Raw genomic sequence first — 7,982 nt, 5'->3', positions numbered from 1 at the left:
TAATCCCTAGTTATTAAAAATCTCACTCTCTGAATAACTTTTAGGTATAAAAAACATAAGAAGCACCAGCTTCTTAAAGGTTTTTCTTTGCGTCCATTACCCCCACTGGGATCACCGAAGCGAAGAAGAGGCAATCTTATTTTTACACCCAATAATGTAAAGTTTTTTTTCTCATGTCTTTTATTTAGGTAAATTGGTTTGAATTTTCACAAAACACAGATTTAGATATGGTTTTACGAAACTAAGATGTGTTGTCATTTTGTACAAAGAACAATTTCATATTCCATTTTAAATATATTATGCAAAAAATAATTACACTAATAGTACTCCTTGTTCCATTTCTTTTCCATTCACAACAAAAAGAAACTATAAATTGGATAACTGATAATTCCATTACAATTGAAGATTCAAATCCAGATTCTGAGCTTAATATATTTAATAGTAACACACCTATTAAATTCGAAAATGCTAAAATATATGGATTTGGAGAGGCTTCACATAATACAAAAGAATTTTTTGATATAAAAGCAAAGTTTTTTAAGCATTTAGTCAAAAACAAAGGCCTTAAAGTTTTTATAATGGAAGAAAGTTATCAAGCCGAAGAAGGAATAAATGAATGGATAAAAGGAGGTCAAGGTGATAAAAAAACAATAGCAAATAACTTTAATATTGGATTTTGGTATACCAAAGAAATCACAGAACTTTTGGAATGGATGCGTAATTATAATATTGGAAAACCAGAGGAGGAACAAATAAAGTTTTATGGCATGGACACGCAGTTAGGTCATAAAATTAATCTTGAAATACGAGATTTTGTTTTATTGAATAAAATTAAAATTGATGAAAATCTATTAATTATCGCAGACAGTTGTTCTAACACAAAGATTGATTATGAAAAACCTACTGATTGGTGGCAACTTCAGGTTCCTAAATTACATCAGCTAAAGCAACAAATATTAAACTCAAATATAGATAAAGAAAAATATCGAACTATTGAAAGACCTTTAAATTATTTAATCAGTTATACTGAATATGCGGCTTCAAATATTGAGAAATATCCTGCTAGCTATGAATTCCGAGATTTAAAAATGTTTGAAAATGTAAAATACATTGTAGATCAACAATCACAAAGCGAAAAAGTGTTTATTTGGGCGCATAATGACCATATAAATAAGAAGGAAATGTACTATTCTGGCAGTGGAATATTTAATTTAGGGCGACATCTAAAAGATTATTATAAAGACGATTATTATAGTGTAGGATTCGACTTCGGTACAGGTGACATCCATGGTTATGTAATTGATAAGAAAAAAGGAAATTATTGGAAGACTTTTCATATAAAAAAACCTTTTCCAAGAACATATGCTAAGCTATTAATGTCAATAAATAAAAATGTTTTTTTTATAGATATGGAAGATGCTTATTTAAATGAACCAACCAATTTTTTCTCCAAAAAATCAAGACATTTACTAATTGGTGGAGGTGGGTACCAACCTAAACCATTGCATAGAATTTTGCCTAATAAGATATACAACGAAACCTATGATGGATTAATCTTTGTAAAAGAAATTTCACCTCCAAATTACAATCTATAGAAATAAATAAAAACATAGCACCCTGTATTTAATAGCGTTAAAGATTTCATTTATTACTTCAGTAATAATTATGAAATCCAATCATAGATTAAAACTCTGCCCCCACTGGCGCAAGCGTCACACTTGTGCCTTAAATATTACTTAATAAGCTATATCTATTTTCAGCATTTATTGTAGTCTAATATAGCAAGATCAAGATGCTCGCGCCAGCAGAGGTTTAATTTTGTATCCCGTAAAAGTTCAGGCACATTAGCCATATTTTTTGAAGAAAAAGCATTATGAAAAAAGTTTGTTGTTTAATAATATTGTGTTTCAATATCAATCTTTGTTCACAAGAGATTGAAAATAGAAATATTGATTCCCTAAAAATTGAATCAATTAAAATATTTCAAAATATTTTTTGGTTAAATCCAATTAAGCATTACGGTTGGGTAACAGATTATGAAAAATTATATACAAAAGACCAAATAGAAAATCTTAATAATGTTATAACTAGATTTGAAAAACAAACTTCAAATGAAATTGCAATATTAACGCTAAATTCTTTAAGAGTCACAGAAGAAAATTTTGACGCTCTATCACTTCGAGTTGCAAATGAATGGGGAATTGGAAAACCAGAAAAAAATAATGGTATTTTAATAGTTATTTCAAAAGATTACAGAAAGATAAGAATACAAAATGGAATCGGAATAGAAAAAATTGTGAGTGACGATGAAACTAAAGAAATTATAGATAAATATTTTATTCCCGAATTTAAAGAAAACAACTATTATAATGGAACTTTAAATGGAGTGTTAGAAATAATAAAAAAACTAAAAAACACAGCTAATGACTAAGCTTTAGCTTTGCTCAGCTAGCAGAGCCTTCAAGTCATCTTATCCTCCCACTGGCGCAAGAGTCACGCTTGTACCTTCTATATTACTTAATAAGCTATATCTATTTTCAGTATTTCTTGTAGTCTAATATGGCACGAGCAAGATGCTCGCGCCAGCAGAGGGTAATCCCTCTCTAAAACCAAAACCCTAATGCCCCCAAACCAGGAATAAGCAAAGCTTATTCTTCCCCCTATTTCTCTCTTAGCTCATTCCACATCGTCTACTAGTTCCGTCCAAAACCCCAACCAAGAATAAGCAAAAATTTTTCTTCCGTTATTTACTGCGTAACCAATTTCTCTTCACCTACTAATTCCTTCCAAATTCCCAAGCAAAAAAGAACTGATTCACATTCTCTAGATGATTTACTTCCCGTTCTTTTTTACTTAATACTCTCTCATATTTAGATTAATCCATTATCTTAGATTTAAAATCTAAAAGTCTACATTAGTTTGAAGACGTATAATCTTAAAATTAAAAACAACCCCATTTAATAATGAATAGTATTTTACAAAAGAGTTTCTTGTTTTTTTTCTTACTGTGTTCTATTTTAAACAATAGTTCTTCTTTCTCACAAGAGCTAACAAAAGAAGATAATAATTTATTATTTAGTGATTTAGCTCAAAACCAAATTATTGCCTTAGGGGATGCTACCCATTCAGATTATACTGCAAGTAAATTTAGGGTTGATCTGATGAAAGAGTTAGTAGAGAACTATAACTTCACTATAATAGGTATCGAGTCCAACCTTTATGAAGTTTATAAAGCTTTTGAAGATTTTAAAAAAAATGCAGATATAGTAGCTATGAATAGTTCTATATATACAATAGTAAGAAATAATCACCTTGACGAATTATTCTTTTATCTCAAAGAACAAAATGAAAAAGGAAATAATATAAAAGTGTTTGGTTTCGATGCAAGTCTCTCAGGAGGTAATGCATATGAAACTTTCATGCAAGGCATTGAGTCCAATTTAAATAATACCGAAATTGAATGTGGGGATATATCGTTACAAACTTTCTCTAAAAGATTTAAAAACTTAACACCTACAAATCTAAAAGCTCTTTTGCGTACTAAAAAAGATTACAATGTTGTTTATGACTATCTAGGCTGCTATTTAAACCAAGATACAACTGGTGATGACAATGAAGTTCTAAATAGGGCTTTAGCTAATCTGCATGCAACAATAGAGGGTAAACAGGCTGGTAAAATGAATCATTATACAAGAGACTCACTAATGTTTAACAATATCGTTTATTTAAAAAATAAATATCCGAAAGAGAAAATGATTCTATTTGGATCCACTTCTCACTTTATCAAAAGCCCTAAAACTATTAATTCGAAATATATGCCAAGTCAAGAATGGGTATCTCTAGGAGAGAGATTGCACAAGGCATTTCCAAAAGATTATTTTTTTATTGCCTATACCGGAGTATCTGGAAACACGAGAGGTTTTTATGGAAAGAAGGTGAAGTTGGGTAAATTACTACCTAATTCTATAGAAAATACGGTTAATGAAAAATATGACTCTAGCAATCAAATTATGTATTTGAGTGTCAATCGAGATAAGTCCATTTTAGATAAAGCCGATTCTTCTCGCATTTTGGGAAATACTTTTCAAGAAATGGATATCAGTAGTAATGTTGATGGTTTATTTTTGATACGAGATAGTAATATGGATTAGAACAGAGTTAATAAAAGCAACAAAACTGTTACAATACAAGTGTCAATGTCCATAAGGAATTAGGGAATAACCATGGTACTGTCTCATTAAATGTGTAAGTTCAAAAATAAAGCTTGGGTTAGGTTCTACTTTTTAGAGTCTAACCCTTTCTTGATATAGGGTTATAAGTCGGTCGATAATTACTGTCTCATATTCATTGTCCATTTGCTTCTTCACTATTTAAATCTACAAGACATTAACATAACACTCCTCCCTACTCTTAACAACCCGATTTTCTTCTTTGCGTTTTTTATTACATAATTCCACTATCTATGAATATTTTATACAAATAAATAATTACATTAGCGAAATATTTAAAGACACCTTAGTATAGATATCATTTTGCACAAACACAAACCAAAAATTAATTAGATAAATCTATGAATTCAACTGAAGTAATAAGTAGTACAAAATGGTTTTCGAAATTTGCATTATCTTTTTTAGCAATTGTAGGGAGTATAAATACATCTCTCTTTATAATAATGCCTCTTTTACCTAGTAAACTTTCACAGATAATACTCCCTATAGGTTTTTTATCTTTAGGACTATCAATACTATTCTCTATCGGTTTTTCAATTTATTGGCACATAAAAGAAAAGAGAGGAACTTTTAATTCTATAAAATGTATCACTTGGCTTTCAGCATTACTGCGTTACTGGATCGCTTTTCTATTATTAGATTTTGGTTTTCAAAAAATATTTGAAGTAAATTTCAATTACTCCTATCACATAAATGATACTTTAACAAACGCATTAACCGGGCAAGAATTAACTTGGAAATACTATGGTTATTCTTATGGACTTGCGGTAATACTGGCCTTTTTTCAGATAATTGGAAGTGTTCTTTTGTTGTTTAAACGTACAATTTTATTAGGTATAGCGATACTCTTACCCGTAATGTTGAACATTGTTTTGATTAATATTTTTTACAATATTGGACCAATAACGCTATTTACATCTATCCTAATCACATTAGGTTTAGTCAACCTATTTTTACAGCACAAAGTCAATATAATAGCTCTCTTTAATCAATACAGGATTTCGCTACCATCAATTGGCAATAACTTTTCACGAACAATCGCTCGTGTGTTGTGTATTCTAATTCCTTTATTGTTTGTAATTTACTATAACTATGACGTTAATAGTTCAAAAAAATACTTTGGGAAATGGAAAGTCACATCGATGACAAGAAATGGAAACACAATAAATGAAAATGATTGGTTACAAGACGCTTTAGCTTGGAAAACAATTTATATAGAAGAAAGAGGAAAAATGTTTTATTGTCCAAATCCTTATATGTATGTGGATAGCACATCTATATTTATGAAATATTTTCACGATGAAAACGAACAGAATTTCAAAGTAATATCTTACGAAAAAGATAGAAATAAGCCAGATACCATTCCTGTAGAGATTGACAATTTTAAAGACAACTCAATGCAATGGAAAATGATTTTATATAAGGACACCATTCAAATGGAATTAAAGAGAGACCTCTAATAAAATGACACCTAATAGTTTACATATATTATATTTAACTATTTCTTCACTAGTATCAATACAAACTCTGAACAACAGAACACTTATTTCTTGAGCAACTTATTGTATAGAATAAGATTATCTTTCAAATCGAACGAAGACCAACAACGTTATTCTGTGAAATTTTGAGCCTTAAAAGGTCTTAAAATTTCATGGAAATAACTTTGTCATATACTCGAAGATTATTTCCTAAATACCGTCTCTTTGCTCCTTAGCCTCTTCACAAATTACCCCTACCACCTATTCCCTTTTTCTAATATTTAATTAACTTAAACTATAAAATCACATTATTTCGATTAAATTAGTGCATTATTTTTTTTACAAAATTCAGATACAAGAAAACTTCCTTGAAGCTCTTATATCTCTAGTTTCGTAAAACCCTATGTTGTAAGAAAGCTATTCCGAGTAGTTTAAAAAATGGAATAGCATTCTAAAAAATATAAATCATGAAAAAGATCGTTTTTATCTTAATAATTTACTTTACCGTATTGAAAGCGAATGCTCTATCTTTCACAATTCAAGGGAAAATAGAAGGATTAATGCCCGGAGACATACTAACTTTTGAACAAATTAGTCTTCCTGAATATAATAGCGTTCTTTCATTCGAGGTCATTGTTAAAGAACCTAATACGTTCACATATAAAGGCGAACACGACAATATTGGACTCTATTTAATGTCATACAAACCTATTGGTGGGAAAGAACCAGTAGTCGATAGAATTGGAGTTGAAATTCTTATTAAAGAAGGAGTAACACTATTAACAGGAACATCAAACCAAATTTATTATGTTCATCTAGAAGGTGGTCTTTATGATAACGATTTACTACAAAAAATAATACAACTAGATAATTCTCTCGGAGTAAAAAGAGGAGAATTGTTTAGGTTGAGTAACGAAGCCCATATTGCTGAAGATTTCAAAAAGAAACAGGAATATTCAGATCAAATCTCTTCCTTTAGTACTACACATGAATTAGATTTTGAAAAGTTATCTAATTTATATTCCGCTTTTTACGAAAAATATCCTTCTTCCTCACATACCGTCATAAAAGTATTATCGAGTGTAAACTATGCCCCTTTCGAAAGCTCATTTTCAAGATATGAAAAAATGAATAGTGAGGCTCAAAATAGTTATTTTGGAAAAATATTAAAACAAAAGCTAGATAAAAATGCCGCTTTGCAACCAGGCAAAGATGCACCTGATTTTCATTTGACATCATTAGACGGTAGAGAAATAAGCTTAACTAATTGCGCAGGCTCCTATGTTTTAATTTATCATTGGGGGCTATGTCCAGGGTCTTTTCTAAGAGAAAATGATTTAACGACTTTACACAATAAATACAAAGATAATTTGATAGTTATTGGTATAACAGACAATATCAATCTTATAAAAGAACAGTACGACAATAGTAATTCTGGAGAAAAAATAGTTGGGTTAGATATGAAATCAGTTTTGGAGAGTATGCTTGCTCACCCTTGGTTTGATTCAGACAAAACAGGATCTAACGAAAAATTCGCAACAGATTATGCTCTTATAACACTTCCGTATTTTGTTTTAATTTCACCTGATGGAAAAATAATTGCGAGAGATTCTCACAAAGCTTATTTTGAAGCAAAAGCAATAATTGAATCTGAGTTCGGAGAGTTATAATTAAATTTCTACTCATTACAACAGTTTGGAAAAAGAATAAGTACTATTCATCACTGTCTCCTTATTCAACCATTATACTTTCTGGCTCGTTCGCTAAAAATGTCTTGTAGATATTTTCTTGACGCTCCACCCTCCTGTTCCTCTTCAAAAACATTTATAGCTAATAAAAAAACGGCTTGAGTTTAAAACTCAAGCCGTTTTCAATAATACTAGTTTCTGTCGCAAAACCGTATATACTTTACTTAATATTTCTACATTCCAAAAGCATATCTAACTTTTAATCCGAGATAAAACGCTTTCAAACGTTGTTTTCCTTCCTCCGCTTCAATCACGCTATTGAACTTTAAAGGAGTTTCTCCCATGGGTTGATACTCTAACAATCGTTTAGATTCATCACTCCCTGAAGCTAAATCATAGTCAGCAAAGAATCCAACATAAAGCGCATTTTCACTGCCCATTTTAAGCTTAGCCCCTATTTCACCCAGAACAGAAAAGCTATCTTTTAATGAAAACTTCTGTTCTTTTTGTACCGACGGAAAAGTCCCAAACCCCAAAAACTCAGGTTCAAATAACTCTGCATCCCATTTACTAAAATATCCACTAGT

5 protein-coding genes and 1 pseudogene are annotated in these 7,982 nt (G+C 30.3%); 5 read left to right on the top strand and 1 reads right to left on the bottom strand.

Annotated features, from left to right (window positions below):
• Positions 1-299: 299 nt before the first annotated feature.
• The 5 genes from BM024_RS11995 (at position 300) to BM024_RS11975 (ending at position 7,377) form a co-directional block, all read left to right on the top strand.
• Positions 300-1,595: an erythromycin esterase family protein gene (locus BM024_RS11995; protein ID WP_090680739.1), complete on the top strand. Its 1,296-nt coding sequence runs from the start codon at positions 300-302 to the stop codon at positions 1,593-1,595.
• 278 nt (positions 1,596-1,873) lie between these two features.
• Positions 1,874-2,431, top strand: coding sequence for a TPM domain-containing protein (locus BM024_RS11990; RefSeq protein WP_090680736.1), 558 nt, complete (start codon positions 1,874-1,876; stop codon positions 2,429-2,431).
• 532 nt (positions 2,432-2,963) lie between these two features.
• Entirely contained in the window at positions 2,964-4,151 is a 1,188-nt protein-coding gene (locus BM024_RS11985) for an erythromycin esterase family protein (protein WP_090680734.1), read from the top strand.
• A gap of 419 nt (positions 4,152-4,570) precedes the next feature.
• Complete coding sequence (locus tag BM024_RS11980) at positions 4,571-5,689, top strand: hypothetical protein (RefSeq protein WP_090680731.1); 1,119 nt, start codon at positions 4,571-4,573, stop codon at positions 5,687-5,689.
• A gap of 485 nt (positions 5,690-6,174) precedes the next feature.
• The gene (locus BM024_RS11975) at positions 6,175-7,377 is read left to right on the top strand and encodes a peroxiredoxin family protein (protein WP_090680729.1); all 1,203 of its coding nucleotides are present in this window, start codon (positions 6,175-6,177) and stop codon (positions 7,375-7,377) included.
• Between the two features lie 251 nt (positions 7,378-7,628).
• On the opposite strand, the pseudogene BM024_RS13770 reads toward BM024_RS11975, so the two are convergent.
• Positions 7,629-7,982: pseudogene (locus tag BM024_RS13770) on the bottom strand (hypothetical protein); the annotation flags it as partial.

Origin of the sequence: Myroides guanonis, from assembly GCF_900114085.1 — a bacterium.
GTDB lineage: Bacteria > Bacteroidota > Bacteroidia > Flavobacteriales > Flavobacteriaceae > Flavobacterium > Flavobacterium guanonis.
The sequence above is the reverse complement of the archived record's forward strand: the minus strand, read 5'-3'. Positions and strand labels throughout refer to the sequence as shown.